This is a genomic window from Agromyces hippuratus, assembly GCF_013410355.1.
Lineage (GTDB): Bacteria > Actinomycetota > Actinomycetes > Actinomycetales > Microbacteriaceae > Agromyces > Agromyces hippuratus.
Window position 1 is genome coordinate 2,331,253 of sequence record NZ_JACCFI010000001.1, and the last position, 25,319, is coordinate 2,356,571.

Below are 25,319 nucleotides of genomic sequence, written 5' to 3' on the forward strand. Positions count from 1 at the left end.
CCTACTCGCCGCGGAGGCCGAGCAGCGCGGGCAGCTCGGTGATGTTCTCGATGACGGCGTCGGCGCCGGCGGCCTCGAGTGCCTCGCGGTCGTGGGCGCCGCTCAGCACGCCGACCACGAACCCGGCGCCCGCGTTGACGCCCGATGCGACATCGCTCACGGTGTCGCCGACGACGACCATCGCGTCGACCGCGCTCGCGCCCGTGCGCAGCAACGCCGTGAGCGGCAGGTCGGGGTACGGGCGACCGCGTCCGGCGTCGGCCGGCGACAGCAGCAGGTCGGCGAGGTCGTGCCAGCCGAGCGCGTCGATGATCGCGGTGCGCGTCTCGGGCGAGAACCCGGTCGTGAGCACGACGGATGCCCCGGCGCCCCGCAGTTCCCTGATGACGTCGGCCGCGCCGGCGATCTCGGCGACGCCCTCGCTCGCGACGAGCTCGGAGTACGCTCCCTCGAAGGCCGCGTTGCCCCGCTGCGCGGCGGCTTCGTCGCCATCGGCGAGCACGCGGAACACCTCGATCTTCGACTGCCCCATCGTGTCGCGCACGTACTGCAGCGCGGCGTCGAAGGCCTCGCCGGTGGCGATGCCGCTGCGCTCGGCAGCCAGGGCGAACGCCCGCTCGACGACCCCGTCGTCGGCGACGGTGGTGCCGGCCATGTCGAGCACGATGAGCTCGATGTCACCGGATTCCTCGTCGTCGTCGTCGAAGTCGTCGTCGTCGAGTTCCGCGAGTCGGTCGAGTCGGTCGTCGAGCTGGTCGGCCGAGAGCGCGCGGAGGTCGACCTCGCCGGTCTCCGTCTGCTCGACCAGTTCGTCGCGCTCGGCGAGTTCGTCGGCGGAGAGGCCGGTGGTGGTGTTCGAGGTCATGATGCGCCTTTCTGCAGGGTGGTCGTGAGTGCCGGGCCGAAGGCCGACGCGTCGCCGGAGATCCGCGAGTCGCCGGAGATCTGCGAGCCGCCGGAGCATCGTGGTTCGCCGGTGAAGCCGGCGACGACGTGCTCGGCGAGCCCGAGGCCCGTCGTCATGCCGATGCCCGTGGTCGCGCTTGCGAGGTGCACGCCGGGTTCGATCTCCTCGATGAGGAAGTCGTCGGGCCCGCTCGCGTAGACGCCCTGCCAGCGCTCGACGACGCGCAGCTCCTCGACGCCGAAGAGCGCGCGGGTCTCACCGAGCATCGACTCGAAGGCGAACTCGGATTGGAAGGGCGCGACGGTGGCCCCGCGCGAGTGGGTGTCGCCCACGATGAGGGTGCCGTCGGGCAGCCGCGCGTACATCTGGTTCAGGTCGAGCGCTGCGAGGTCGGGCCGCTCGGCGTGCAGTCGCTCGCGGAGCGCCGCTGCGGCCGGCGTCGCCGAGAAGGCGCCGTAGCGCACGAGCGACCACCCGGTGAGGAGCGGCGCGGCGAGCGGCATCCGCAGTTCGGCGGAGACCCGCATCATGTCGAGCGAGCACCGCACGATGCCGTGGCGCTCGGCGAGCTCGGGGTAGAGCAGGTCGAGGTCGTGGTTCACCGCGACAATCACGCGGCCGGCGTCGATCGGGCCGCGGCTCGTCTCGACGCGGCCGGGCCGCACGGCGCCGACCGTGGTGCGGCGACGGAATTCCACGCCCTCCCGTTCGAGGTGCGCGGCGAGTGCGATGACGGCCTGGCGAGGGTTCGCCTGCAGGTCGAGCGGCAGGAACGCGCCGCCGACGGCCGTGCCCGAGGCGAGCGGCATCCGCTCTTCGGCCTCGGCCGCCGTGAGCAGCTCGACCTCGTCGCCGCGCGTCGCAGCGAGGTCGCGGAGCACCGCGAACTCATCGTCGCGACGGGCGGCCACGAGGGTGCCCGACTCGCGCAGCCACACGCCGGCGTCGAGGGCGAGTCCGAGCCACAGCTCACGAGAGGTGAGCGCGAACTCGCGGGCGAGCCCGGCCTGCGGCGTGAAGCACAGGTGTCCGAAGTTGCGCACGGATGCCCCGGAGGGCTCGCTGCCCCGCTCGATCACGACGACCCGCTGCCCCCGCCGGTGCGCGGCGAGTGCGGCGCCGAGGCCGACGATGCCCGAGCCGACCACGGCGACGTCGAAGCCGGCCGCGCCGATCACCGCGCTCATCGGAACACCCGCCGCATCCACATCGCGATGCCCTCGACGATCAGCACCGTGACGAGGATCATCAGCACGATCGCGGTCACGACCGCGTAATTCGAGCCCTGGCCGGCGTTCAGCAGGTAGTAGCCGATGCCGCCGCCGCCCACGATGCCGAGGATCGTCGCCGCACGGATGTTCGTGTCGAGCAGGTAGAAGCTGTGGCCGATGAGCGCCCGAGTGCCCTGCGGCAACGTCGCCGAGGCGTAGACCTGGCCGCGGCTCGCGCCGGTGGCGCGGAGCGCGCGCTCGGGCCCCTGCTTCACCTCTTCGAACGAGTCGGCGATGAGCTTGCCGAGCAGGCCGACGCCGCCGAACGCGAGGGCGAGCGTACCCGCCTGGCTGCCGAGGCCGGTGATGACGATGAGCACGATCGCGAGGATCACCTCGGGGATGCCGCGGATCACGACGAGCAGCAGCCGCATCGAGGTGCGCACCGTGCCGTTCGGGGCGACGTTGCGGGCGGCGAGCGAGCCGACGAACACCGAGACGACGAAGGCGAGCAGGGTCGCGGCGAGGGCGATGCCGATCGTCTGCGCCATCGCGCCGAACATCGTGGCGGCGTCGTAGTTGCCGAAGCTCGGCGGCCAGAACTGCACGGCGATCGCGGGGACCTTCGCCCAGAACGTGACGAGGTCGCCCCACTGGATGTCGCAGACGAGCACGCTGCCGACGACGACCGCGAGTGCGACCCAGCCCCAGACGGCGTTGCGGATCCGTACGGCGTCCCACGGGCGGCGGAGCGCCGCGTCGAGGTCGTGCGACACCGCCGGTCGAGCGACCGGCGTGGTCTCGACACCGCGCTTCCCGCCGGCTCGACCGGCGAGGCGCACGACCCGGTCACCCAGGCCGCGCCCCGTCGGCGCGCCGCCGAGCATCGCCTGGCGCACGACGCTCGAGACGATCTCCATGACGACGCAGAGCGCGAACATCACGAGCGCGATGCCGAGGCCCTCGGAGTAGTTCAGCGACTTGAACGCGAACGACATCTCCATGCCGAGGCCGACGACGCCGACGTAGCCGAGCACGACCGAGCCGCGCAGGTTGATGTCGTTGCGGTGCAGCACGGTCGCGACCCACGACGGGAGCACCTGTGGCAGGATGCCGCTCGTGAACTCCTGCAGCTTCGAGCCGCCCGCGGCGCGGATCGCGAGGCGAGGCCCCTCGTCGATCTGCTCGATCGCGTCGGCGAAGAGCTTGGAGATCATGCCGACCGAGTGGATGCCGATCGCGAGGATGCCCGGGAGCGACCCGAGCGAGAACATGAGCACGAAGACCATCGCGAGCACGACGTCGGGGATCGCACGAGTGAGCACCGTGACGAAACGCCCGAAGGCCTGCCAGCCCCGGCCCGGCGTCGTGTTCGACGCCGCGAGGTAGGCGACCGGCACCGAGATGACCGCGGCGAGCAGCGTGCCGCAGAGCACGAGGCCGATCGTGAGGGCGGTCAGGTAGAGGAGCTCCCCAGTCTCGGGGAAGGTGATGGTGCCGACGCGGGCGAAGAACCGCTCGGCGTTGCCCCAGCTCTCGATCATGCTCGGGATCGAGATGCCCGAGTCGGCGAGGGCGATGACGGATGCCACGATGATCGCGCCGAGCGTCAGGGTCGCGGCGATGCGCTCCGGCGAGACGCGGCGGCGGGGCGCGCGTTCGGCGACCGAGGGCGACGGTGCGGGCGGCGGCGCCGACGGGGCCGGCGGCGTGGCGGTGGCGAGACTCATGAGCGCAGCGCGCCGTCGGCGAGGCGGGTCTCGGACGCGGCATCGGCCGCGGCATCCGCGAGTTCGACCTCGATCGCCTCGAGTTCGGTGGTCGAGGTGGCGACCCGGCCGTAGATCTCCATGACCTCGGCCTTGGAGAGTCCCTCGGCTGGGGTGTCGAGCACGACCTCGCCGTGGCGGAGGCCGACGATGCGGTCGCCCCACGAGAGCGCGAGGTCGACCTGGTGGAGGCTGCAGACGACGGTGAGGCCCGCGTCCATCGCGATCTCGCGGATGAGCGACATGACCTGTTCGCTCGACTCGGGGTCGAGGGAGGCGACGGGCTCGTCGGCGAGGAGGATCTCGGGGCCTTGCATGAGGGCGCGTGCGATGGCGACGCGCTGCTGCTGGCCGCCCGAGAGGGTGTCGGCGCGCTGGTAGGCCCGGTCGAGCAGGCCCACCCGGTCGAGGTGGGCGAGCGCCGTGAGCTTCAGGCGCCGCGGGTAGCTCCACAGCCCGATGCGCGGCCCGCGCAGCTCCGAGAGCGCGCCGGTCAGCACGTTCTCGAGCACGGTGAGCGAGGGCACGAGGTCGAACTGCTGGAAGACGAAGCCCAAGCGGCTGCGCAGGGCCCGGAGGCGCCGCCCCGTGAGGCGCGGCACCTCCTGGCCGAGCACTCGCACGGAACCCGCGGTCGGGGTCTCGAGGCCGTCGAGGTGCCGGAGCAGCGTCGACTTGCCCGACCCCGAGAGCCCGAGGAGCACCACGATCTCCCCCCGCGCGACCGTGAGCGACGCCCCTTGCAGCGCCACGGTGCGGCCGAACTCCTTGGTGAGTCCGGTGACCTCGATGACGGCTGCATCCCCGTTGTCGACTGGCGTGCTCATTCGGTGCTCCGTGTTCCGTGTTCCGTGCGTTCTCGAGCGTGTACAGTGCGAAGGCGTCAGCCCTGGCACTGCTCCGCGTTGGTCTGCTCGCAGATGTCGCGGATGGTGTCGTAGTACGCGTCGTCCACCGGCGAGGTGGCGAAGAAGACGCTGCGGAACGCATCGCTGTCGGCGCTGTCGATGCCGGCGGCGATGATCTCGTCGATCGTGACCTCGCCGAGGATGTCGGTCAGCTGGGTCTGCAGCTCTTCGGGAAGCGTGTTCGAGAGCACGATCGGAGCACCGGGGACCATGGTCTCCGCGACGACCTCGACCTTGTCGCTCTTGGCGACCTCGCTGTCCTCGGCGAAGCCGGCCTCGCACTCGACGCCCTCACCGGTCTTGGTGACCGAGACGTCGTGCTTGCCCGCGAACACCGGGGTGACGTCGGTCTCGGGGTCGATGCCCTCGTTCAGCAGGTTGTAGCTCGGGAACAGGTAGCCCGAGGTCGACGACGGGTCGACGAAGCAGACCTTCTTGCCCTCGAAGCCGGCGAGGTCGGTGACGGCGCTGCCCTTGGGCACGATCGCCTGCGAGAAGTAGCCGGGCTCCTGGCCCTCTTCGGTGATGATCGACGAGATCGGGGTGAGGGCGGCACCGTTGTTCGTCGCGGTCACATAGGTGAAGCCCGAGAAGGAGGCGACGTCGATCTTGCCTGCGACGGCGGCCTCGATGAGCGCGGCGTAGTCGGTGGACTCGTGGTACTCGACCGTCTTGCCGGTCTCCTGCGCGATGTAGTCCATGAGCGGCTGGTAGTTCGTCTCGGTGTCGACCGAGTCGGGCACCACGCCGAAGACGAGCGTGTTCTCGTCGACGGCGAACTTCGCGCCCGAGGCATCCGCTTCGGCGTCGTCGGCCGCGGAGGGCGACGAACAGGCGGCGAGGCCGACGGTGAGCAGGGCCGCTGCGGCGATCGCGGGCCAGGCCTTGGTGTTGAGCTTCATCGGAAACCTTTCGTGACCGCTGCGCCCGGTGCAGGCGCATGCTGTGTGTTCCGTTGCCCCAACGTAGGCAGCCCTGTCCAACGCCGGGCGGCGGCGTGGTTACCGGAAGGTGAACCGCGAACGGCGTTCTCGGGCGGGTCGCAACCGCTTGCGACTCTTCGCCGTGTGACGATGCGTTGCGCCCGGTGACGCGGCTGCGAGCAGCCGACCTCCGCCGCCCCATATCGTGCGGGCATGACCCTCCTCGACGACACCACCACGACCGCCTTCCCACCCGCCGAGCGCGCGGAGCGACTCGCCGCAGCCGGCGCAGCCTGGGCCGACCGCATCGAGCGCAGCCCCGATGCCGCCCACCTCACCTACACCGTCACGGGCCGGGGCACCGGTGCCGTCGCGAGCGCGATCACCGCCGGACGCCACCGCTTCGAGCTCGCCGGCGACGATGTCGCCGCGAGTCCGGTGGAGTACGCCCTCGGCGCGCTCATCTCGTGTCAGATCGTGGTCTACCGGCTGTACGCCGGCGCACTCGGCATCCAGCTCGACGACATCGAGATCACGGCCGAGGGCGACCTCGACGCGCGCAAGCTGTTCGGCATCGACGAGTCGGTGCGGGCCGGCTTCAACCAGGTGCGGCTCACCGTGAAGCTCCACGGCCCCGAGAGCTCCGAACGCTATGAGGCCCTCCGCGAGACCGTCGACGCGCACTGCCCGGTGCTCGACCTCTTCGCGAACCCGGTGCCGACGACCGTGGTGCTCGGCTGATCGCTCGCGAAGCGCGTTCGTTTCAGCGGCGGATGCGCCCCGGCCCCATCGCGGCACCGAGGCCGACGACGATGATGCCTGCGAAGAGCCACCCGTAGCGGCCCGAGACGACGCCGATCACGGCCAGCACGATGCCGACGGCGACCACGATGCGCGACAGGATGCGGCGGACCTTCGGCCGGGCGAAGAACCGAGGCTGCTCGGCGGGCTCGCTCATGCGCCGACGGTGAACGTCGTGCGGGTGGCGTCTTCGGCGAAGGCCCAGAAGCGGGCGCCGATCGCGGCATCCGTCGACGTGCGCGTGGGGGTCTGCAGGGCGGGCGGGCCCTTCGTCGTCCAGCGCGGTCCCCAGAACTGGCCACCCTCGACGCCGGGCGCGGTGAGTGCGTGCAACGGCACCTCGGCGCCGCGATGCTTGCCCTGCGCCCACGCCGCCTGCAGCGCGTCGCGGAATCGCTTCGCGGTCGACGGCTCGTTGACGCCCGGTACGCGCGGCGTTCTGCCGCCGGTCGAATAACCGGGGTGGGCGACGATGCTCGCGACCGGGGCATCCGCTGCTCGAAGCCGTCGGTCGAGCTCGAATGCGAACACCTGCGTGGCGATCTTCGACTGCGCGTAGGCCCGCCAGGAGTCGTAGCCGTGCTCGAGCTGCTGCAGGTCGTCGATGCGGAACGTCGAGAGCCGGCTCGACAACGAGCCGAGCGTGACGATGCGCGCGCCCGGTGCGAGGTGCCCCAGCAACTGCTCGAGCAGTGCGAAGTGACCGAGCACGTTCGTCGCGAGCACGAGCTCGTTGCCGTCGGGTGACTCGAGCCGGGTGGCCGGCGTGTGCACCATGCCCGCGTTGGCCACCACGCCGTCGAACGACGGGCGGTGCAGCAGGCGAGCGGCGCCGGCGCGCACCGAGGCGAGCGAGGCGACGTCGATGACGAGCGGTTCGACGGATGCCTCGGGGCGCGCGCCGCGGATCGCGGCCATCGCCGCCTCGAGCCGCTCCGGGCTGCGCCCGGCGAGCACGACGTGCGCACCCGCCCCGGCGAGCCGAGCCGCCGTGAAGAACCCGATGCCGGCATTTGCGCCGGTCACGAGGTAGCGCTTGCCCGCCTGCGACGGCATGGCCGCCGGGTACCAGCTCACTGCCCGGGGCTCACAGCTCGTCGGCGGCGCCCGAAGCGGCCGCGCCATTGGCGAGCTCTTCGTGGTGCTGGATCACTTCGGCGACGACGAAGTTGAACCACTTCTCGGCGAACGCCGGGTCGAGGTGCGCGTCGATCGCGAGATTGCGGAGCCGGGCGATCTGGCGCCGCTCGCGGTCGGGGTCGCTCGGCGGCAGCCCGTGCGTCGCCTTCAGCCGGCCGACCTGCTGGGTGAACTTGAAGCGTTCGGCGAGCAGGTGGATGAGTGCCGCGTCGATGTTGTCGATGCTGGATCGGATGCCGAGCAGCTCGCTCATGGCAGCATCACGTTCGTCGAAGGACCCGTCACTCATGCTTCGAGCGTACTTCCATCCGCACGGCGCGGTCTTCCAGGTACTGCTGCTCGATGAGGTTGCCGGTCATCGCCGCGGCCGCCCTGAATTCCTCCCCGGCGAGCGCGTGCGCACCGGAGCGCCCCAGGAGGTGGGCGCGAACCGCGCGCACCCTGACGCTCACGAGCGGATCCTCCGAGAGTCCGTGCGTTCGATCGAGATCGTCGAGGAGGGCGAGGCCTCGTTGCGCACCGTAGGCGTGCGCGACGGCGACGACCCGGGAGAGGCGCACCGGGGCCGTGGGTTCGAGTTGTTCGAGCCCGAGGTAGAGCGCGGCGATCTGCGGCCAGTCGGTCGCGTCGTCCGAAGCGGCCTCGACGTGCACGGCGGCGATCGCGGCCTGCAACTGATAGGTGCCGACGCGGCGGCGGCGCCACGCGCGCTCGATGAGTGCCTTCCCCTCGGCGAGCATCTCCGCGTCCCATCGCCCGCGATCCTGGTCGGCCAAGGGCACGAGCTCGCCCGACGCCCCCGTACGAGCCGCCCGTCTGGCCTCGGTGAGCAGCATCAGTGCCGTGAGCCCCTCGGGCTCGGCCTCCCCCGGCAGCATGCGCTGCAGCATCCGGGTCAGGCGGATCGCCTCCTCGGCGAGGTCGCGACGACCGAGCTCGTCACCCGCGCTGACCGTGTACCCCTCGTTGAAGATGAGGTAGAGCACGCGCATGACCGCCTCGATGCGGGCGCGGCGGTCCCCGTCGGGCGGCAGCTCGAACCGGGCGCCGGCCCGCTTCAGCTGCTGCTTGGCGCGACTGATGCGCACCGCCATGGTCGCTTCGGAGACGCCGTAGGCGTGTGCGATCTCCGCCGTCGTGAGGCCGCCGACGGCACGCAGCGTCAGCGCGATCTGCGAGGCCGCGCTGAGCGCCGGGTGACAGCACAGCACGAGCAGGTGCAGGCTGTCGTCGTGATCGACGACCGTGGGCCCCGGCGCGGTCGGGTCGACGAGCGAGGGGTCGGATGCCGCAGCCTCCGCTTCACGGCGATGCGCCGCCTGCTCGGAGCGGAGCAGGTCGATCATCCTGCGATAGGCGACGCGGATGAGCCAGCTGCGTGGTTCGTCGGGAACGCCGTCGACCGGCCACTGCCGGCTCGCGGCGATGAGCGCCTCCTGCACGGCGTCCTCGGCCACGTCGAAGCGGCCGAATCGTCGCACGATCGCGCCGAGCACCTGCGGCGCCTCGGAGCGCAGCAGGTGCTCGACCTCCCGGTCGCGTGCCATCAGGCGAAGTCGTCGCCCATGATCGGGCGGATCTCCATCGGCTCGCCGAGCATCTCGACCATTCGGCTGACGATGTCGCGGGCCCGTTCGAGGCTCGCGACGTCGATGACGGCGAAGCTCGCGAGCACCTCCTTCAGCTCGGCGAACGGCCCGTCCGTGGCGACGACGCCGGACTCGGTCTTCCGCACCGTGGTGGTGACGGCGGGATGCCCGAGGCCCTCGCTCGTGACGAACTCACCGGTCGCCCGCAGTTCGGTCTCGAACTGCTGGTAGATCGCGAACGCGGCGAGCGCCTCCTCGGTCGGGGCATCGGCGGTCGCCGCATCCCAGCTCGCGGCCGGGGTGTAGCTCAGCACGAGGAACTTCATGATGTGTCCTTCCAGACGGCGCGGTCGACGCCACGCTATTCGAATCGATGATGGGGATCGAGGGGTCACGCGGCCCGTCGGAGTCTCAGCGCGACCACCGTCGTCCAGGTGAAGGCGACGACGCCGGTGAGCGCGACCTGCACGCTCGCACTCTCGGGAGTGACGGGCAATAGCAGCACCAGGGCGGTCACGCCGTTGCCGATGGCGGGCCAGACGGCGCGGCGACGGATGTCGCGCACGAGCAGCACGATGCAGGCGACCGCGAGCGCGGTGAACGCGATCGCGGCGGCCGCCGAGTGCACGACCGAGTGCCACGACATCGGCACGACGCCCTGCGGCGCTCCGAGCGGGAAGCCGAGCTGCGGATCCATCGTGAAGCACCCGGCCGCGACGAGCCCGGCGCCGAAGACGCCGATGAGGAGCGGCGCGGCACGCCGCCCCAGCCCCTCGACGACGACCCTGCGGTGCACGATCGCGAGCGCGATCACGCCGAGGCCCGTGAGCACGAATGTCGCGATCTGGATCCACCCGAGGGACCCGGTGGAGAGCTGGCTGATGGGATGCACGCGCAGGTCGAAGCCGGAGCGCGTGAGCATCTGGATGATCGCCGAGGCGTAGAAGAGCGGCCCGGCGAGCGCAGCGGCCACGGCGAGGCGGCGAGTCGACTCGCGGCGAGCGCCGGTCGGCGGCTCGATGCGTGCCTGGTGATCGAGGTGTGCGGTCATGGTGTCCTCCCATGGGTTCGGAATCGTTCCTGTACCGCTACCTCGGAGCCGACGACACCGCATTGACATCGCCGAGGAGATTCATTCGGGGAGGATCTCCCGCTCGGATGTCAAGGCCGGACCGCCGGCTCCGAGGTATCCGTGACGGCGCAGACCGATGCGCCGCGAAACGAGAGGAACCACCATGAACGACGACACCGCGATCCCCGACACGAGCGACATCGACGCCTTCGGCCTCGGCGAGCAGCAGGAGCCCTCGCCCGAGGTGCGAGCGCTCGACCGACTGGTCGGCACCTGGGTCCTGACCGGTGGCGCAGAGGGCACCGTGCGCTACGAGTGGATGGCGGGCGGCCATTTCCTGCTGCAGCACGTCGAACTCACCCAGTTCGGGCAGCCGATCACGGGCCTCGAGGTGATCGGTCACCTGCACCCGTTCGGCGAGCCCGCGGGCGCCGATATCGTCTCGCGTTTCTACGATTCGGCGGGCAACACGCTCGACTACGTCTACGAACTCGTCGGCGACGTGCTCACGATCTGGGGCGGCGCGAAGGGAGGACCCGCCTACTTCCAGGGCACCTTCGGCGCCGACGACCGGGTCGTCGACGGCGCCTGGGTGTACCCGGGCGACGGCGGCTACCCGTCGACGATGACGCGAGCCTGATCGCCCCTGCGGGTGGAGCCTGTCGAAACTCATCCCGGGGTTTCGACAGGCTCAACCCGCACAGGCTCAACCCGCACAGACTCAACCGCACAGGGCTCGGCCGGCGGGGCTCAGGCGCCCGCCGCCGCCCGCTCGAGCATCGGCTTCGTCGCGAGCAGCCCGAGCCACACGACCCCGATGCCGGCCGCGAGCACGCCGGCGATGACCGCGAGCGAGAGCGGCGCGACGATGATCGCCGCACCCGTGAGGGGCAGCATCACGACGGCCGCGGTGACCGCGGAGCCGATCGCGGTGATGCGCAGCGGCGACATGACCGCTCGGCGACGAGCCGAGTCCATCGTCGGCGTCGGCATGCCGAGCATGTCGAGCGAGCGGTACAGCTCGCCGCGGTCGAGGATGCCTGCTGCCTGGTTCACGCCGACCGAGCTCGCGACCATGAGGAACGAACCGATCACCGTGATGAGGATGCCGGTGCGGATGTCGGCGAAGAGCTGCATCGACTGGGTGTCACCGGCCTCGCCGAACGAGCCGAGCAGGGCGATGCCGGTGCCCGCGAACACGGCCATGAAGCTCGTCATGGCAACACCCGAGACCTGCCGCCAGGCCGCCTTCGGCGACTCGAGCACCGAGCGTGCCGCGAGGAGTCGCGCCGGTGTCTTCGCGCGTCGCGCCTGCGACTGCGCGACGAGGCGGATCACCCACGGGCCGATGAGGTTCAGCACGGCGATGGTGCCGCCGAACGCGAGCCCGAGCATCGCGAGGATGACGAGCACCGAACCCGCCACCTGCAGCACGGCCATCATGAGGAACGCGAGCGCGATGACCGCGACGCCGATGACGATGCGCAGCCAGTGCAGCTTCGGGGCGTCCTGCTTCGTGCGCACGCCGAGCGGCGAGATGACGACCTGGCGGAGGCCGAGCACGGCGCTCGCCGCAGCGAGGAGCACGACGCCCGCGAACACCGCGGCGAGCGCGGGCAGTCCGAGCAGCACGCCGTCGATGCCGAGCGGCTCGCCCCGGAACGGGATGAGCGCGACGAGCGGCACGAGCAGGAAGTACAGCACCACGCCGATGAGCGCGCCGACCGCAGCGAGCACGACCGACTCGATCACGGCCAGCGCCGACACCGTCGCAGGCGTCGCGCCGAGGAGCCGCAGCGTCGCGAGCCGGTCGTCGCGCCGCCGTGCGGAGAGACGGGCGGCTGCGCCGCCGAGCGAGGCCAGCGGCACCACGAGCAGCACGAGGGCGATGACGGCGAGCGCCTGATAGGTCACGCCGATGTCGTCGCTCCAGGTCCAGAACGACTGGGCGCCGCCGAGCACGACGAGGAGCAGCGCGGTGACGATCGCGAAGGCGGTCACGGGCAGGACGCTCGCCGCGGCACCGGCGCTGCCCGGGCGGGCGAGCAGCCACGCGACGCGGGCGATCACGCGGTCACCCCGGGCACCCGCTCGCCGACGATGCGGCCGTCACGCATGTCCACGATGCGCGAGCACCTGCCGGCGACCTCCGCGTCGTGCGTGACGACGACGAGGGTGCGGCCCTGACCGGTCGTCGAGTCGAGCAGCGCCTGCATCACCTCGGCCGAGGTGGCCGAGTCGAGGGCGCCGGTCGGCTCGTCGGCGAAGACGACGGATGCCCCGGTGACCTGCGCCCGCGCGATCGCGACGCGCTGCGCCTGGCCCCCCGAGAGCTGGCCGATGCGGCGGTCCTCCATGCCGGCGAGACCGAGGGCGGCGAGCCATCCGCGCCCGTACTCCTCGGCGCGGGCACGCGGCATGCCGTTCAGCATGAGCGCGAGCGCGACGTTCTCGACCGCGGTGAGCTCGGGGATCAGCAGCCCCTGCTGGAAGACGAAGCCGTACGCCTCCCTGCGCAGCCGCGAGCGCTCGCGCTCGCTGAGCGCCGTGACCTCGACGCGCCCCGCGCCCGACTGGAAGCCGACCGCGCCCGCGTCGGGGCGGGTGATGCCCGCGAGGCAGTGCAGCAGGGTCGTCTTGCCCGAGCCGGAGGCGCCCATGATGGCGATCGCCTCCCCGGTGCGCACCTGGAGGTCGACACCCGCGAGGGCGTGCGTCTGGCCGAACGACTTGCTGAGGCCGGATGCCTCGATCACGAAGGAACTCATACCCTCGAGCCTGCCGGGGCGGGCCGGGGCAGCGCGTCGGTCGCGCGCCGTATTCGCGCGTCTCCGCGTCATCCTCCCGGATGACGGCGCCCGCCGGGCAGACGGATGCGGCGCGGCATCCGACCCCCACCGGATGCCGCGCCGCGGCCTGAAGCCCGTTCGATCAGCGGGGCGTGGCCCACCGGATCACGAAGAATCCGATGATGGCGGAGACGGCTGCGAGCGCCAGCACCACGCTGAAGACCCCGACGATGCCGATGCTGCCGAACCACGCGAACACCGCGGGCCACGAGCCGTTGAGGGTGAGCACCGCAATCGCGACGAGCAGCAGTGCGATCACGCTGAACAGCAGGATCAGCATGCCGGGGATGCGCCACCGCATGTACACGGTCGTCACGCTCGCACCGATGAAGAGCACGAGGAGCTGCAGCGCGAAGCTCGTGTAGAAGTCGACGATCCAGCTCTGGCCGTACCAGAGCGCGTCGAACATGTGCGTGCCGAGCCACCAGCCGCCGGTGGCGATCTCGAGCTGCACGAGCGTCGCGATCGCGACGGCGTACATGACCGAGACGAGCACGAACATGACGCTCGTGCCGACCCAGAAGTCCCGGCGCGTCGTGCCGAAGCCGAGGGCGAACGAGAAGGTGAGTCCGATCGCCTGCACGCCGACCACGACGAGGTACCACTGCGGCGAGAGCACCGCCCAGCTGTAGCGCATGTTGTCGAGGTCTTCGGTGGTCACGGCGCCGCCGGAACCCGCCCTGATGATGAGGGTGATGATGACGGAGATCGCCCACGCGGCGCCGATGATGATCCACGGGATGCCGAAGAAGATCCACGGGTTGACGGCGTGCAGGCGCACGATGCGCCAGATCTCGTGGGCCCGCGAGCGGGCTTCGGTGCGCACGACGGGTGCGGTCGCTACGGCGGTCATGCTGCGTTCTCCTGTTCGGTCGAACCGGCGAGGTCGGTGCCGGTCAAGTGGACGATGAGCTGCTGGAGCGAGACGGGTGCGAGCTCGAGGCCGAGCTCGGCCGCCTGGATGCGGTCGCGCTGGTCGAGACGGCCGTCGATCGTGACGGATGCCAGTCCGCCGAGGCCTTCCCGCCCGATGACGGGCCGGTCGGCGACGAAGGACTCGACGACGTTGCGCGGGCCGGCGACGGTGGTCGCCGAGCCGCGAACCTCGTCGGCGTCGCTGTCGAGGAGGATCCGCCCCTGGTCGATGAGGATCACGTGTTCGAGCAGGTTCGCGACCTCGTCGATCAGATGGGTCGAGAGCACGACGGTGCGAGGGTGTGCGACGTAGTCCTCGAGCAGGCGGTCGTAGAAGATGTGCCGGGCGACCGCGTCGAGCCCGAGGTAGGGCTCGTCGAAGAACGTCAGCGGTGCGCGGCTCGCGAGGCCCACGATGACGCCGACGGCCGAGAGCTGCCCGCGCGAGAGCTTCTTGATGCGACGCTTCACCGGCAGTCGGAAGTCGGCGACGAGCTGCTCGGCGAACGCGGCATCCCAGTTCTCGAAGAACCAGGGGGCGGCCGTGAAGACGTGCGCCGGCGTGAAGTCCTCGGGGTAGCGCTGCGACTCCGCGATGAAGCACATGCGACGCAGCACGTCGGCGTGCTCGGCGGGCTCGCGGCCGAAGACCTCGAGGCGCCCGGCATTCGCGAAGAGCTGGCCGGTCAGCAGCTGCATGATCGTGGTCTTGCCCGCGCCGTTGCGCCCGAGCAGGCCGTAGATGCGGTTCTCCTCCAGCGTGAAGTCGACTGCGTCGACGGCCGTGAACGAGCCGTAGCGCTTGGTGAGCCCGGTGGCGTGCACCACTGTGCGGGTCATGATTGGATCCTTTCCGCGCGGAGCATGCCCGCGAGTTCGTCGATGCCGATGCCGAGCTTCTCGGCCTCGATGATGAGTGGTCTGAGGAATTCAGCGGCGAAGCCCGCCCGCCGGCGCTCGATGAGCCGTTCGCGGGCACCGATGGTCACGAACATGCCGATGCCCCTTCGCTTCTCCACGATGCCGTCGTCGACAAGGCGGGTCACCCCCTTCAGTGCGGTGGCCGGGTTGACGCGCAGGAACGCCGCGAACTCGTTCGTCGAGGGGATCTGGCCGCCTTCCGGCAGCGTGCCCTCGATGATGTCGTTCTCGATCTGTTCTGCGATCTGGATGAAGATCGGACGCGATTCGTCCATACCCGCCCAACTGTCTGCCGTGTTTCTGCTGCGCTGAACCTTGGTTGGTTCATTACTTGTGTAACTAACCAACCATGTGCGCGCGCGACTGTCAACCCCCGAGTTCCGTTGCGGTCGGGACCACTCGTGTCGTACCGGACCCGTGATGTCGGGTGTCCCGTGCGATAGGAGTGGTCCGAGGCGCCGCCGCAACAGTGGAGGCGCGCGCCGGGCGGGCAGCGTGCGCGGGCGGGCGGCGTGCGCGGGTCAGGCGGCGGCGCGGCGCGGCAGGCGCAGGCGGCCCTGCGCGAGCAGGATGCCGAGGAGCACGAGCACGGCGCCGATCGGCTCGTGCCACGAGAAGCGCTCGCCGAGCAGCAGCACCCCGAGCGCGACGCCGACCACGGGCGTGACGTAGGTGACCGTCGACGCGTTCGTCGGACCCCAGGCACGCAGCACGTTGATGTTCCAGATGTAGGCGAGGCCCGTGCCGAGCACGCCGAGCGCGAGGAGCGAGCCCACGATCGCGAGGTCGAGCTCGACCGGCTGCCAGGCGATCACGGGGGTCAGCACGAGCATGATCGCGCCCGCGATGCCGATGTTGAGGAACGCGAACGTCGCCGGCGCGATCGGCCGCGTGCTCAGGAACTTGCGGGTGTAGCCGAACGTGAAGCCGTAGCAGACGGCCGCGCCGAGGCAGGCGAGCTGACCGAGCAGGCTGCCGGTGAGCGCGGCGTACTGCCATGGCCCGATGATCACGACGACGCCCGCGATGCCGACGAGCACCCCCGCCCACTGCGCGGCGGCGAGCTTCTCGACGCGGAACGCGAGGGTGGCCATGAGCGCCGTCGTGATGGGGGTCACGGCGTTGTAGATCGACGCGAGGCTCGACGAGACGTGCAGTTCGGCCCACGCGAAGAGCATGTGGGGCACGACGCATCCGCTGATCGCGATGACCGTGAAGTGCAGCCAGACGATGGGCTGCCGCGGCAGCACCGGCCCGCGCTCCCCGGCCGGCGACGTGACGCGCGGCCGCATGACGAGCACGATGACCCCGAGCGTGAGGCCGCCGAGCACGAGCCGCGACCACGCGACCTGCGTGAACCCGACGCCCTCGAGGGCGACCTTCATGAAGAGGAAGCTGGCGCCCCAGACGACGCCCATGCCGAGGAACTGCAGCCACGTCGACAGCCGGTTCGGCTGCGAGGGCGCGGATGCCGCGGCGACGGCGTTCGGTGCGGTGCTGGTGCTCACCGGTCGAGCGTACGCCCGGCCGCCGACCGCCCGACACGGGTGCCGGGGTGCATGTCCGGAATCCGCCGATGCTCGGCAGTCGCGGCATCCGCTGCGGCCCGGCCGCCTCCGATTCCCCGGTGCGGCGGCACCGCCGCGACCATAGTCTGGAAGCCATGACCAGCCATTTCGATGTCGTCGTCCTCGGCGCAGGTCCCGGCGGCTACGTCGCCGCGGTACGCGCTGCCCAACTCGGCCTCAGCGTCGCCGTGATCGAGGAGAGGTACTGGGGCGGAGTGTGCCTCAACGTCGGGTGCATCCCGTCGAAGGCGTTGCTGCGCAACGCCGAGCTCGCCCACATCTTCCACGACCAGGCCGCGACGTTCGGCATCTCGGGCGACGTGCACTTCGACTTCGGCGTCGCGTTCGACCGCAGCCGCCAGGTGTCGGAGAAGCACGTCAAGGGCGTGCACTTCCTCATGAAGAAGAACGGCATCACCGAGTTCGACGGCCGTGGCTCGTTCACCGGCCCGAACGCGATCGACGTCGCGAAGACCGACGGCACGACCGAGCAGCTCACGTTCGCGAACGCGATCATCGCGACCGGTTCGCGCGTGCGCCTGCTGCCGGGCGTGCAGCTCTCGCAGAACGTCGTGACCTACGAGTCGCAGATCCTCGCTCGCGAGCTGCCGAGCTCGATCGCGATCGTCGGCGCCGGTGCGATCGGCATGGAGTTCGCCTACGTGCTGAAGAACTACGGCGTCGAGGTCACGGTCATCGAGTTCCTCGACCGAGCGCTGCCGAATGAAGACGTCGAGGTCTCCAAGGAGATCACCCGCCAGTACCGCAACCTCGGCGTGCCGATCCTCACCTCGACGAAGGTCGGGTCGGTCGTCGACAACGGGTCCTCCGTCACCGTCTCGTACACCGCGGCCGACGGGCAGCCGGGCACGCTCGAGGTCGACAAGGTGCTCATGGCCGTGGGCTTCGCGCCGAACGTCGAGGGCTTCGGCCTCGAGACCGCCGGTGTCGCCCTCACCGAGCGCGGCGCGATCGGCATCGACGAGCGCATGCGCACGAACGTGCCGCACATCTACGCCATCGGCGACGTCACCGCGAAGCTCATGCTCGCCCACGTCGCCGAGGCGCAGGGCGTCGTGGCGGCCGAGACGATCGGCGACGCCGAGACCATGGAACTCGGCGACTACCGCATGATGCCGCGCGCGACCTTCTGCTCGCCGCAGGTCGCGAGCTTCGGGCTGACCGAGCAGCAGGCCCGCGACGAGGGCTACGACGTGGTCGTCTCGAAGTTCCCGTTCAGCGCCAACGGCAAGGCGAACGGGCTCGGCGAACCCATCGGCTTCGTGAAGCTCGTCGCCGACGCGAAGCATCTCGAACTGCTCGGCGGCCACATGGTCGGCCCCGACGTCTCGGAGCTGCTGCCCGAGCTGACGCTCGCCCAGAAGTGGGACCTCGGCGCACTCGAGCTCGCCCGCAACGTGCACACCCACCCCACGCTGTCGGAGGCGCTGCAGGAGACGTTCCACGGCCTCGCGGGGCACATGATCAACATGTGATCGGATGCCGCGGCGCCGCGTTCCGGCGTTGCGCCGCGGCATCCGCTCGGTTCGACTGAGATCATCAGCGCATGTCGTCAGTGGCAGGCCTGCTCATTCCGGCGAACCGGCGCAACCCGGCGGTGGAGCTGCTCGACCAGCTCGACCTCGACCACGGCGACGTGCGCGCCAAGCGCACGGGCTTCGTGATCATGCTCCTGCTCTCGGCGATCATCGCGATCGCGGGCATCATCGGGGACTCCACCGCCACCGTCATCGGGGCCATGATCATCGCCCCGCTCTCGACGCCGATCCTCGGCATCGCCGCGGGCATCGTGACCGGTCGGGCTTCGCTCGTCGGCCGCTCGGTGCTCTGGCTCGTCGGCGGCATGGTGGCCGTCGTCGTGCTCGGCATGCTGCTCTCGTACACGCTGCCCGACCCCCAGCAGCTCACGACGAACCCGCAGGTGACGAGCCGCACCGCGCCGACCCTCATGGACCTGCTCGCCGCGTTCGCGACGGGACTCGCCGGGGCGTTCGCGATGTGCCGGCGCGACCTCAGCAACATCCTGCCCGGCGTCGCGATCTCGATCTCGCTCGTGCCGCCGCTCGGCGTGGTCGGCGTGAGCCTCGGTCAGGGCCAGTTCGACGCGGCCTTCGGCGCCTCGATGCTGTTCCTCTCGAACGTCGTGGCCCTCATCATCGCGGGATCGCTCGTCTTCACCCTCGCCGGCTATCCGCGCGACCCCGAGGCCGTCGAGGGCGCGAACCGGCGACGCGCCTACACGATCGTCGGCGTGCTCACCGCGGTGGTCGCGATCCCGCTCGTCGTGAACTCGCTCATCATCGCGTTCGTCGCCTCGTGGACCGTGACCCTGCACTCCGTCACGAACGACTGGCTCGACGGCACGAAGGGCGCCTCGATCACGGGCGTCAGCTGGAACGGGCTGCAGGCCACGGTCGGCGTCGAGAGCCCCGGCGGTGACCTGCCGCCGCTCGAGGAGTACCGCGACGATCTCGCCGGCAAGCTGCCGTCGTACGTCTCGGTGAGCCTCGACGTGAAGTCGGGCAGCCAGGTCGAGGTGCGCTGAGCAGGCTTCACCCCCGGCACGAACGACGAGGGCGGATGCCGCAGCGTGCTGCTGCGGCATCCGCCTCTTCACTCGACGACGCGGCACGGGCAGGCATTCCCGCCGCGTCGAAGTTGGTTCCCGGCGACGAGTGGGACTTCTCGCCGCCGGGAGGTTCTCAGTGCTGCGTCGCCTTCTCGGCTCCGACGCCGGTGAGCGAGCGCACCTCCATCTCGGACTGCTTCGCGGGGTCCTCCTTCTTCTTGTCGAGCACCGTGCCGAGCCAGCCCAGGAAGAAGGCCAGCGGGATCGAGACGATGCCGGGGTTCGAGAGCGGGAAGATCGCGAAATCGATCGACTCGGTCTTCAGCATCGACGTCTCGGAACCCGAGACGACCGGCGAGAAGATGATGAGGATGATCGCCGACGCGAGGCCGCCGTACATGCTCCAGAGGGCGCCCTGCGTGGTGAAGCGCTTCCAGAACAGCGAGTAGACGATCGTCGGCAGGTTCGCGGATGCCGCGACCGCGAACGCGAGCGCCACGAGGAACGCCACGTTCTGGCCGTTGGCCCCGATGCCGCCGATGATCGCCACGATGCCGATGATGACGACGGTGCGACGGGCGACCTTGACCTCGGCGCCCGGCGCCGGCTTGCCCTTCTTCACGACGCTCGCGTAGATGTCGTGGGCGAAGGAGGCCGCCGCCGTGATCGTGAGACCCGCGACCACCGCGAGGATCGTCGCGAACGCGATCGCCGAGATGAGGCCGAGGAGCAGCGGCCCGCCGAGCTCGAACGCGAGCAGCGGTGCTGCGGAGTTCGGGCCGCCGGGTGCCGCCGCGATGACGTCGGCGCCGACGAGGGCCGCTGCGCCGTAGCCGAGCACGAGGGTGAACACGTAGAAGATGCCGATCAGCCAGATCGCCCAGACGACCGACTTGCGGGCCTCCTTCGCGGTGGGCACCGTGTAGAAGCGCATGAGCACGTGCGGCAGGGCCGCGGTGCCGAGCACGAGCGCGAGGCCGAGCGAGAGGAAGTCGACCTTCGCGATCTCGGAGACGCCGTACTTGAGGCCCGGGTTCAGGATCTCGGGGTTGCCCGTCGCGGCGACCGCGTTGTCGAGCAGGGTCGAGAAGTTGAAGCCGTTGATCGCGAGCACCCAGACGGTCATCACGCCGGCGCCCGCGATGAGCAGGATCGCCTTGATGATCTGCACCCAGGTCGTGCCCTTCATGCCGCCGATGAGCACGTAGAGGATCATGAGCGCGCCGACCACGGTGATGACGAGCGCCTGGCCGAGCTGATCGCCGACGCCGAGGAGCAGCGAGACGAGACCGCCGGCTCCGGCCATCTGGGCGAGCAGGTAGAAGAAGCAGACGACGAGCGTCGTGGTCGCCGCGGCGATGCGCACCGGCTTCTGCTTCAGTCGGAACGAGAGCACGTCGGCCATCGTGAACTTGCCCGTGTTGCGGAGCAGCTCGGCCACGAGCAGCAGTGCGACGAGCCACGCCACGAGGAACCCGATCGAGTAGAGGAACCCGTCGTAGCCCGTGATCGCGATCGCGCCGACGATGCCGAGGAACGACGCCGCCGAGAGGTAGTCACCGGCGATCGCCGAGCCGTTCTGACCGCCCGTGAACGAGCGGCCGGCGGCGTAGTAGTCGGCGGCGGTCTTGTTGTTGCGGCTCGCACGGAACACGATGATCATCGTGATCGCGACGAAGGCGCCGAAGATGGCGATGTTCAGCCAGGGCTCGCCGGGCGAGGTGCTCGCGGCTTCGAAGTGCAGCATCAGCGGGTCGCCTCCTCTGCGGTGAACGTCGCGCCCGTCTCGATCTCATCGCGGATCTCCTCGGCGATGGGGTCGAGCTCCTTGTTGGCGTAGTGCACGTACCAGGTGGTCACGGCGAAGGTCGTCACGACCTGCGCGAGACCGAGCAGGATCGCGACGTTGACGCTGCCGAACACGGGCGTCGACATGAAGTCGTGCGCGTAGCCGGCGAGCAGCACGTAGGCGAGGTACCAGACGAGGCATGCGGCCAGCACGGGGAAGACGAACCTCCGGTGCTTCGAACGCAGTCGCTGGAACTCTTCGGATTGTTGCACCGCGGGATAGTCGACGGGTGGGGCCGTCTCGGTCTCCGCGCTCAGGGCATCGTTGCCCATGGCGAGTCTCCTTCGGGGTCGTGGCGGGCGGGGGGCCCGGCCGCCTGCAGGATGCAGTGGGGCAACTCTCGCGCGCTCGCGCATCGGCGTGGGGTCGGTACCGTTCGTCGTCGCCGAACGGCGTTCACGGTGCGACGAACGGCGGATGCGCGACGACGAGCGAGCGGCCGGGCGAGAGCGGTTACGCTGTCGTGCATGTCCGAGTCGATGCTGCTCGCCGCCGCCCTCGGCGTGGCCGGCGGAGCACTCGCGGTCGGACTCGTCGTGTTCCTGCGGCGCATCGTGCTGACGTCGAAGGAACTCGGCACCGACGCCGAGCAGGCGACCTACCAGACGCTGCACCTCGCCTCGCAGGCGGCGAAGCACCTGCGCGGCGGCATCGACGAACTCGACGCGGCGCGGGCGGGCAAGCACCTCAGGGCGCTGCTCGGCTGCGACAGCCTCGCAATCGTCGATCGCTCGGGCACCATCGCGATCGACGGCGACGAGGCCGTGCGCGCCGTCGCCGAGCGGCTCGCCGCCACGGCGATCGCCGGTGGACGGCAGCAGGTGCAGCGCCGCATCCCGATCGGCGCGTGGGAGACGGATGCGGTCGTGGCCCCGATCCTCGGCGGCACCGGCGCGCTCGGCGCGATCGTCGCCTTCGCCTCCCCCGTTCGAGCCGGCCTCGTGCGTGCGACCGGCGAGGTCGCCGACTGGGTGGCCGCGCAGGTCGAGCTCGGCGAGCTCGACGCGTCGCGCGCCGCATTGGCGGAGGCCGAGGTGCGGGCACTGCGCGCGCAGATCAGCCCGCATTTCATCTACAACTCGCTGAACGCGATCGCCTCGTTCATCAACACCGACCCGGCGCAGGCGCGCGAGCTCGTGCTCGAGTTCGCCGACTTCACCCGGTACTCGTTCCGCAGGCACGGCGACTTCACGACCGTCGCCGAGGAGCTGCGCTCCATCGACAGCTACCTGCGCCTCGAGCGGGCGCGCTTCGGCGAGCGCCTGAAGGTCACGTTGCAGATCGCCCCCGAGGTGCTCTCGACGGTGGTGCCGTTCCTCTCGATCCAGCCGCTCGTCGAGAACGCCGTGCGGCACGGCCTCGAGTCGAAGGAGGGCGGCGGGCGCATCACGATCACGGCCGCCGACTCCGGCGCGTTCGCCGAGATCAGCGTGGAGGACGACGGCGTCGGCATCGACCCCGAGGTGCTCGCCGCGGTGCTCGCGGGCGGCCCGGCCGACGCCGAGCACGTGGGGCTCCGCAACGTCGACGCGCGCCTCCGGCAGGTCTACGGCGACGAGCTCGGACTCGTGGTGGAGACCAACGTCGGCGCCGGCACGCTCGTGCGCATGCGGGTGCCGAAGTCGGGGCCGCGACGCCCCTCGTCGGCCGGAACCCCCGATGGGAGACTTGAGCCATGATCTCCGTGCTCATCGCCGACGACGAGCAGCCCGCCATCGACGAGCTCGCCTACCTGCTCGGGCAGGATCCGCGCATCGGCGTGATCCACCAGGCATCGTCGGGGTCGGAGGCGATCCGCCTGCTGACGCGCGAACCGGTCGACGCCGCGTTCCTCGACATCCACATGCCCGGGCTCACGGGGTTCGACCTGGCCCGGGCGCTCGCCAGGTTCGAGCACCGCCCCGTGCTCGTCTTCGTCACCGCCGATGAAGAGGGAGCGCTCGAGGCGTTCGACCTCGCCGCGGTCGACTACCTGCTGAAGCCCGTGCGCACCGAGCGGCTGCATCGCTCGGTCGGCCGCATCGTCGAGGCGCTGAAGGCCGGGGCGGCCAGCCAGACCGCGGCCGGGGCGACGACCGAGCCCGAGATGATCGCCGTCACGCTCGGCGGCACCACCCGCATGATCCGCCGCGACGACGTGCGGTACGTGCAGGCGCAGGGCGATTACGCCCGGCTGCACACCGAAGAGGCGAGCTACCTCGTGCGGGTGCCGCTCAGCGACCTCGAGCGGCAGTGGGCCGAATCGGGCTTCGTGCGGGTGCACCGCTCGTACCTCGTGTCGCTCGCGCACCTCAGCCGCATCCGGCTGGGCTCCGACCACCCGAGCGTCACGGTCGGCCAGGCCGAGCTGCCCGTGAGCCGGCGGCTGCTGCCGGCGCTCCGGGACCGGCTCGACCAGACGATCATCCGCCCGAGGACGTAGCGTGACCGAGTCGTCGAGCGGGCGAGCGGATGCCGCGGGGCCGCCGCCCCGGGTTCGCGTCACCGCCCCGCGACCGGGCGGGGGCGGGGCATCCGCTCGCCCGTCGCCGCCGCACGGCGCCGGGCCGACGAGCGACATCGCCGGCGTCTACGTGCGGTCGCTCATCCGCTCGCAGTTGCGACTCGCGGTCGTCTTCGCCATCGGCTTCGCGGTGGCCACCGCGCTCTTCGTGCTCGCCATCGCGCTCGTGCCCGACCTCGACTCGAGCTTCGTGTTCGGCGTGCCGGCGTCGTGGCTGCTGCTCGGCGTGGGCATCTACCCGTTGACCCTGACGGTCGCCGGGCTCTACGTGCGCGCCGCCTCGCGGAACGAGTCGCGCTACCGCTCGCTCACGGAGGCGGAGTGAACCCCGTCATCGGCTACGCCGCGATCGCCGCCGTCGCCCTCACCTCGGCCCTGATCGGCTTCTACGGGCTGCGGGTCTCGCGCACGACGAGCGACTTCTACGTCGCCTCGCGCACCGTGCGGCCGTGGTGGAACGCCTCCGCCATCGGCGGCGAATACCTCTCGGCGGCCTCGTTCCTCGGCATCGCCGGACTCATCCTGCTGCAGGGCGCCGGCGGGCTGTGGTTCCCGATCGGCTACACGGCCGGGTACCTCATGCTCCTGCTCTTCGTGGCGGCGCCGCTCCGCCGCTCCGGGGCGTACACGATCCCCGACTTCACCGAGGCACGCCTCGAGTCGACGACGGCCCGGCGCGTGACCTCGACGCTCGTCATCGTCATCGGCTGGTTCTACATCGTGCCGCAATTGCAGGGCGCCGCCCTCACCGTGCGCATCACGACGGGACTGCCCTCGTGGGTCGGCTCCGTCGCGGTCGCCGTGCTCGTCGCGGTCATCGTCGCGGCGGGCGGCATGCGCTCGATCACCTTCGTGCAGGCGTTCCAGTTCTGGCTGAAGCTCACCGCGCTGGCGGTTCCCGTGGTGGCGCTGCTCCTCATCGTCGGCGGCGGCGAGCCGCCCGCCCGGCTCACGCCCGCTGAGGCGTTCCCTCCGGCCGCCGGCCCGGGCGACCTCGACGTCTACCGCACGGTCTCGCTCATGGTGGCGCTGCTCCTCGGCACCCTCGGGCTGCCGCACGTGCTCGTGCGCTTCTACACGAACCCCGACGGCGTCGCCGCCCGCCGCACGACCGTCATCGTGCTCGCCCTGCTCTCGGTGTTCTACCTCTTCCCGACCGCGTTCGGGCTGCTCGGGCGGGCCTTCGCTCCCGACCTCGCGGCGCCGGGCGAGGCCGACGCGCTCATCCTGCTGCTGCCCGGCCGACTCGTGCCGGGACTCTGGGGCGAACTGCTCACGGCCCTCGTCATCGCGGGTGCGTTCGGCGCCTTCCTCTCGACCTCGTCGGGGCTCGTCGTCTCACTCGCGGGCGTGATCAGCCAGGACCTGCTCGGCGGCAGCGTGCGCGGCTTCCGCATCGCGGCCGTGGTCTCGTCGCTCGTCCCGCTCATCGTGGCGCTCTCGACGGAGTCGGCCGGTCTCGCCGGCAGCGTCGGACTCGTCTTCGCGTTCACGGCGTCGACGCTCTGCCCCATGCTGATCCTCGGCATCTGGTGGCGCGGGCTCACCGCGCGAGGGGCGATCGCGGGCATGCTCACTGGCGCGCTGCTCTCGGGGGCGGCCATCCTCGGCGGCCCGCTGTTCACGGCTGCGGTGCCCGCGCTGCGCCCGTTCCTCGAGCAGCCCGCCGCATGGACCGTGCCGCTCGCCGTGCTCGTGACCGTGCTCGTCTCGCGCGGCGATCACCGCGGCATCCCGCGCGGCACCGACGCGTTCCTCACCCGACTGCACGTTCCAGAGCGGCGCGTGCGCTGACCGACCGGGG

General features: G+C 70.8%; 27 protein-coding genes. 8 read left to right on the forward strand and 19 right to left on the reverse strand.

Annotation, left to right across the window (positions count from 1 at the left end; genetic code table 11):
* Position 1: 1 nt before the first annotated feature.
* Genes BJY17_RS10860 through BJY17_RS10880 form a run of 5 tightly spaced genes read right to left on the reverse strand, consistent with a single transcriptional unit; the run spans position 2 to position 5,697 of the window.
* Positions 2-865 (reverse strand): phosphonatase-like hydrolase, encoded by an 864-nt coding sequence (locus BJY17_RS10860; RefSeq protein WP_179551355.1) that lies wholly within the window; start codon positions 863-865, stop codon positions 2-4.
* Entirely contained in the window at positions 862-2,094 is a 1,233-nt protein-coding gene (locus BJY17_RS10865) for a TIGR03364 family FAD-dependent oxidoreductase (RefSeq protein WP_179551356.1), read from the reverse strand. The genes BJY17_RS10860 and BJY17_RS10865 overlap by 4 nt, the downstream gene beginning before the upstream one ends.
* Complete coding sequence (gene phnE / locus BJY17_RS10870; protein ID WP_179551357.1) at positions 2,091-3,848, reverse strand: phosphonate ABC transporter, permease protein PhnE; 1,758 nt, start codon at positions 3,846-3,848, stop codon at positions 2,091-2,093. The genes BJY17_RS10865 and phnE overlap by 4 nt, the downstream gene beginning before the upstream one ends.
* Complete coding sequence (phnC, locus tag BJY17_RS10875) at positions 3,845-4,714, reverse strand: phosphonate ABC transporter ATP-binding protein (RefSeq protein WP_179551358.1); 870 nt, start codon at positions 4,712-4,714, stop codon at positions 3,845-3,847. The genes phnE and phnC overlap by 4 nt, the downstream gene beginning before the upstream one ends.
* A 56-nt stretch (positions 4,715-4,770) precedes the next feature.
* Positions 4,771-5,697, reverse strand: coding sequence for a phosphate/phosphite/phosphonate ABC transporter substrate-binding protein (locus tag BJY17_RS10880; protein ID WP_179551359.1), 927 nt, complete (start codon positions 5,695-5,697; stop codon positions 4,771-4,773).
* A 234-nt stretch (positions 5,698-5,931) separates the two neighbouring features.
* Here BJY17_RS10880 and BJY17_RS10885 point away from each other — a divergent pair, with 234 nt between their 5' ends.
* The gene (locus tag BJY17_RS10885; protein ID WP_179551360.1) at positions 5,932-6,459 is read left to right on the forward strand and encodes an OsmC family protein; all 528 of its coding nucleotides are present in this window, start codon (positions 5,932-5,934) and stop codon (positions 6,457-6,459) included.
* A gap of 22 nt (positions 6,460-6,481) precedes the next feature.
* On the opposite strand, the gene BJY17_RS10890 is transcribed toward BJY17_RS10885, so the two are convergent.
* The 6 genes from BJY17_RS10890 to BJY17_RS10915 form a co-directional block, all read right to left on the reverse strand.
* The gene (locus tag BJY17_RS10890) at positions 6,482-6,676 is read right to left on the reverse strand and encodes a hypothetical protein (protein WP_179551361.1); all 195 of its coding nucleotides are present in this window, start codon (positions 6,674-6,676) and stop codon (positions 6,482-6,484) included.
* Positions 6,673-7,596, reverse strand: coding sequence for an SDR family NAD(P)-dependent oxidoreductase (locus BJY17_RS10895; RefSeq protein WP_322789814.1), 924 nt, complete (start codon positions 7,594-7,596; stop codon positions 6,673-6,675). Before BJY17_RS10895 ends, BJY17_RS10890 begins: the two co-directional genes overlap by 4 nt.
* 10 nt (positions 7,597-7,606) lie before the next feature.
* On the reverse strand, positions 7,607-7,948 hold the full coding sequence (locus tag BJY17_RS10900) for a chorismate mutase (protein ID WP_179551362.1): 342 nt from the start codon (positions 7,946-7,948) through the stop codon (positions 7,607-7,609).
* Positions 7,941-9,206, reverse strand: a complete 1,266-nt coding sequence (locus tag BJY17_RS10905) for an RNA polymerase sigma factor (RefSeq protein ID WP_179551363.1) — start codon at positions 9,204-9,206, stop codon at positions 7,941-7,943. The genes BJY17_RS10900 and BJY17_RS10905 overlap by 8 nt, the downstream gene beginning before the upstream one ends.
* Positions 9,206-9,574, reverse strand: a complete 369-nt coding sequence (locus BJY17_RS10910; protein WP_179551364.1) for a YciI family protein — start codon at positions 9,572-9,574, stop codon at positions 9,206-9,208. The genes BJY17_RS10905 and BJY17_RS10910 overlap by 1 nt, the downstream gene beginning before the upstream one ends.
* 65 nt (positions 9,575-9,639) lie before the next feature.
* A complete protein-coding gene (locus BJY17_RS10915) occupies positions 9,640-10,299 on the reverse strand; it encodes a DUF998 domain-containing protein (RefSeq protein WP_179551365.1) in 660 nt (219 codons plus the stop codon).
* Positions 10,300-10,483: 184 nt separating this feature from the next.
* Here BJY17_RS10915 and BJY17_RS10920 point away from each other — a divergent pair, with 184 nt between their 5' ends.
* Positions 10,484-10,960, forward strand: coding sequence for a hypothetical protein (locus BJY17_RS10920; RefSeq protein ID WP_179551366.1), 477 nt, complete (start codon positions 10,484-10,486; stop codon positions 10,958-10,960).
* A 110-nt stretch (positions 10,961-11,070) separates the two neighbouring features.
* Here the strand turns inward: BJY17_RS10920 and BJY17_RS10925 are convergent, their stop codons facing one another.
* The 6 genes from BJY17_RS10925 to BJY17_RS10950 all read right to left on the reverse strand — a co-directional run bounded on the left by BJY17_RS10925 (position 11,071) and on the right by BJY17_RS10950 (position 16,423).
* Positions 11,071-12,390, reverse strand: coding sequence for an FtsX-like permease family protein (locus BJY17_RS10925; RefSeq protein ID WP_179551367.1), 1,320 nt, complete (start codon positions 12,388-12,390; stop codon positions 11,071-11,073).
* The gene (locus BJY17_RS10930; RefSeq protein WP_179551368.1) at positions 12,387-13,088 is read right to left on the reverse strand and encodes an ABC transporter ATP-binding protein; all 702 of its coding nucleotides are present in this window, start codon (positions 13,086-13,088) and stop codon (positions 12,387-12,389) included. Before BJY17_RS10930 ends, BJY17_RS10925 begins: the two co-directional genes overlap by 4 nt.
* Positions 13,089-13,251: 163 nt before the next feature.
* Entirely contained in the window at positions 13,252-14,022 is a 771-nt protein-coding gene (locus BJY17_RS10935) for a hypothetical protein (RefSeq protein ID WP_179551369.1), read from the reverse strand.
* Positions 14,019-14,924, reverse strand: a complete 906-nt coding sequence (locus BJY17_RS10940) for an ABC transporter ATP-binding protein (RefSeq protein WP_179551370.1) — start codon at positions 14,922-14,924, stop codon at positions 14,019-14,021. The genes BJY17_RS10935 and BJY17_RS10940 overlap by 4 nt, the downstream gene beginning before the upstream one ends.
* Positions 14,921-15,280: a GntR family transcriptional regulator gene (locus tag BJY17_RS10945; RefSeq protein ID WP_179551371.1), complete on the reverse strand. Its 360-nt coding sequence runs from the start codon at positions 15,278-15,280 to the stop codon at positions 14,921-14,923. The genes BJY17_RS10940 and BJY17_RS10945 overlap by 4 nt, the downstream gene beginning before the upstream one ends.
* A gap of 246 nt (positions 15,281-15,526) precedes the next feature.
* Positions 15,527-16,423 carry a DMT family transporter gene (locus BJY17_RS10950; protein ID WP_246303974.1) on the reverse strand — a complete coding sequence of 299 codons (897 nt, stop codon included), beginning with the start codon at positions 16,421-16,423 and terminating at the stop codon, positions 15,527-15,529.
* Positions 16,424-16,668: 245 nt separating this feature from the next.
* Here BJY17_RS10950 and lpdA point away from each other — a divergent pair, with 245 nt between their 5' ends.
* Both lpdA and BJY17_RS10960 read left to right on the forward strand, forming a co-directional pair.
* Positions 16,669-18,069 carry a dihydrolipoyl dehydrogenase gene (gene lpdA, locus BJY17_RS10955; protein WP_179551372.1) on the forward strand — a complete coding sequence of 467 codons (1,401 nt, stop codon included), beginning with the start codon at positions 16,669-16,671 and terminating at the stop codon, positions 18,067-18,069.
* A gap of 71 nt (positions 18,070-18,140) precedes the next feature.
* A complete protein-coding gene (locus BJY17_RS10960; protein ID WP_179551373.1) occupies positions 18,141-19,139 on the forward strand; it encodes a TIGR00341 family protein in 999 nt (332 codons plus the stop codon).
* Positions 19,140-19,296: 157 nt separating this feature from the next.
* On the opposite strand, the gene BJY17_RS10965 is transcribed toward BJY17_RS10960, so the two are convergent.
* Complete coding sequence (locus BJY17_RS10965) at positions 19,297-20,910, reverse strand: solute symporter family protein (protein ID WP_179551374.1); 1,614 nt, start codon at positions 20,908-20,910, stop codon at positions 19,297-19,299.
* On the reverse strand, positions 20,910-21,284 hold the full coding sequence (locus BJY17_RS10970; RefSeq protein ID WP_179551375.1) for a DUF485 domain-containing protein: 375 nt from the start codon (positions 21,282-21,284) through the stop codon (positions 20,910-20,912). Before BJY17_RS10970 ends, BJY17_RS10965 begins: the two co-directional genes overlap by 1 nt.
* 195 nt (positions 21,285-21,479) lie before the next feature.
* Between BJY17_RS10970 and BJY17_RS10975 the strand changes: the two genes are divergently transcribed.
* Genes BJY17_RS10975 through BJY17_RS10990 form a run of 4 tightly spaced genes read left to right on the forward strand, consistent with a single transcriptional unit; the run spans position 21,480 to position 25,309 of the window.
* Complete coding sequence (locus tag BJY17_RS10975; RefSeq protein WP_179551376.1) at positions 21,480-22,691, forward strand: sensor histidine kinase; 1,212 nt, start codon at positions 21,480-21,482, stop codon at positions 22,689-22,691.
* Positions 22,688-23,434, forward strand: coding sequence for a LytR/AlgR family response regulator transcription factor (locus BJY17_RS10980; protein WP_179551377.1), 747 nt, complete (start codon positions 22,688-22,690; stop codon positions 23,432-23,434). The genes BJY17_RS10975 and BJY17_RS10980 overlap by 4 nt, the downstream gene beginning before the upstream one ends.
* A 1-nt stretch (position 23,435) precedes the next feature.
* Positions 23,436-23,840 carry a DUF485 domain-containing protein gene (locus tag BJY17_RS18955; protein ID WP_179551378.1) on the forward strand — a complete coding sequence of 135 codons (405 nt, stop codon included), beginning with the start codon at positions 23,436-23,438 and terminating at the stop codon, positions 23,838-23,840.
* On the forward strand, positions 23,837-25,309 hold the full coding sequence (locus BJY17_RS10990) for a sodium/solute symporter (RefSeq protein WP_179551379.1): 1,473 nt from the start codon (positions 23,837-23,839) through the stop codon (positions 25,307-25,309). The genes BJY17_RS18955 and BJY17_RS10990 overlap by 4 nt, the downstream gene beginning before the upstream one ends.
* Positions 25,310-25,319 lie beyond the last annotated feature (10 nt).